Raw genomic sequence first — 1,714 nt, forward strand, 5'->3', positions numbered from 1 at the left:
GGCTTGCTCGCGAAGAGGCCGTGTCAGTCGACATCAATGTTGGATGACACACCGCTTTCGCGAGCAAGCCCGCTCCCACACGGGTTCCGTGCACTGATCCGGCAGATAACGGATATGTAATTCCTCCGCCACCGTCACGAAAGGTTCACCTTGTTACCTTGATCCCGTCAGTTACTTAAACGAGGAATCAACCATGAAATTCGCCCAACTGAGCACCTTCGCAGCCGCCCTGATGCTGTCGTCCCTGGCCATGGCCGAAGGCGGTGGTGACCGCACGTTCGACCGGATGATGACCGCCAATGATCGCGCCGTGGAGCTGTTCGTGGCCAAGGAACAGGCCCGCGACCCGGTCGTCGTCAACGAGAAGAAAGACGCCAGCACCAAAGACCTGTAAGCCCGGCGCACTGGAACAAGCCCGTTGTCGTGTGCCGATGCCGGGCTTTTTTACGGAGGAGTAAACATGCAGTTGATCAAATGGATGACCTTCGCCGGCGTCATGGCGATGTCGGTAAATGCACTGGCTGAAGGCGGCGGCGATCGCACTTTCGAACGTGCTTTCAGCGCCAACGCCAAAGCCATGGAGCAATACGCCGCCGAGCGCGGCAAAGCGGCGCCGGTGGTCAAGGAATATGAATACGGCATGAAGCTCGACGTGGTGAAAATCGTCAGCGTGGTGAAGCCGCAGCCGGCTTGCTCGGTGGTGCCGACGGCCATGACTTACGAAGACTCGCAAGGGCAGCTCAATACGCTCAAGTACAGCGTGGCAGGCCTGTGCCGCAACAGTGGTGGCTAACCAACACCTAATCCCTGTAGGAGCTGCCGAAGGCTGCGATCTGTTGATCTTGGTCTTCAAAGTCAAAGATCGCAGCCTTCGGCAGCTCCTACACGGGGCACATTTTCAGTATCACGATCTGTATTTAGATTCGGAATGTTTAAAGGTTGTGTGGGAAAAGCTGAACCTTCCCACAATGTTTTCAGGTTGTCCCTCGGACGTCCGCTCTCTAGCCTGTGTGGGTCGCTGCCAAATCAGCGATCGGGATTGGAACCCCGGGACCCAAGAAGCGCAAAAGAGGCTTTCATGACGTATGCTTGCGCACCTTCATGGTGTGCACTCTGTTATGGCGGCTGTGCGCGGGAGACTTCGAGTCTGCCGGGTTTTCTCTGGTCCCCGGGTTCCAACCTGCGTACAGCTGCCACCCATCGCGTGGAACCGAATGGGCCAGCTCCACCGCAAGACTGGAGATACACCATGAAAAAGCCAATACCCAATCCGCCCGAAGCGAACGCTGCTGCAGACCCCGATCCAACATCCCCCTACGCCGCCATCGACACCCACAAACTCCACGAAGCCGCCGAGCGCGCCCTCGACTACTACCTCAAGCCCGCAGCGCCCATCATGGCCACGCCTTACACCGCCAACGCGCTGTTTCTGGTCAATCCCAACGCCGACACCGAATCCCTGCTGGCCAACGCCTGCGAATCCCTGGCCTCGGCCACGGTGATGCTCGGCGACTTCGCCGCGTTGCTGGAGGGCACGCATCGCAAGACGCTGCTCGGCATCGCGCAGGTGGTCATGCTCGGTGAACTGGCGGTGAACAAAGCGCTGGATAAAGTGGAACCCGGCTCGTAATCCCTGTGGGAGCGGGCTTGCTCGCGAAAGCGGTGTGTCATTCAGCAATGATGTTGACTGACACGGCCCCTTCGCGAGCAAGCC

3 protein-coding genes are annotated in these 1,714 nt (G+C 58.8%); all 3 read left to right on the forward strand.

The window, feature by feature from the left end; genetic code table 11:
- Positions 1-193: 193 nt before the first annotated feature.
- The 3 genes from QMX91_RS31000 (at position 194) to QMX91_RS31010 (ending at position 1,630) form a co-directional block, all read left to right on the forward strand.
- On the forward strand, positions 194-394 hold the full coding sequence (locus QMX91_RS31000; protein WP_282413897.1) for a co-regulatory protein PtrA N-terminal domain-containing protein: 201 nt from the start codon (positions 194-196) through the stop codon (positions 392-394).
- Between the two features lie 66 nt (positions 395-460).
- Positions 461-793, forward strand: a complete 333-nt coding sequence (locus QMX91_RS31005) for a DUF2790 domain-containing protein (RefSeq protein WP_225138476.1) — start codon at positions 461-463, stop codon at positions 791-793.
- Between the two features lie 456 nt (positions 794-1,249).
- Entirely contained in the window at positions 1,250-1,630 is a 381-nt protein-coding gene (locus tag QMX91_RS31010; RefSeq protein ID WP_282413898.1) for a DUF6124 family protein, read from the forward strand.
- Positions 1,631-1,714 lie beyond the last annotated feature (84 nt).

Source organism: Pseudomonas sp. PS01299 (assembly GCF_029960145.1).
GTDB classification, from domain to species: Bacteria; Pseudomonadota; Gammaproteobacteria; order Pseudomonadales; family Pseudomonadaceae; genus Aquipseudomonas; species Aquipseudomonas putida_A.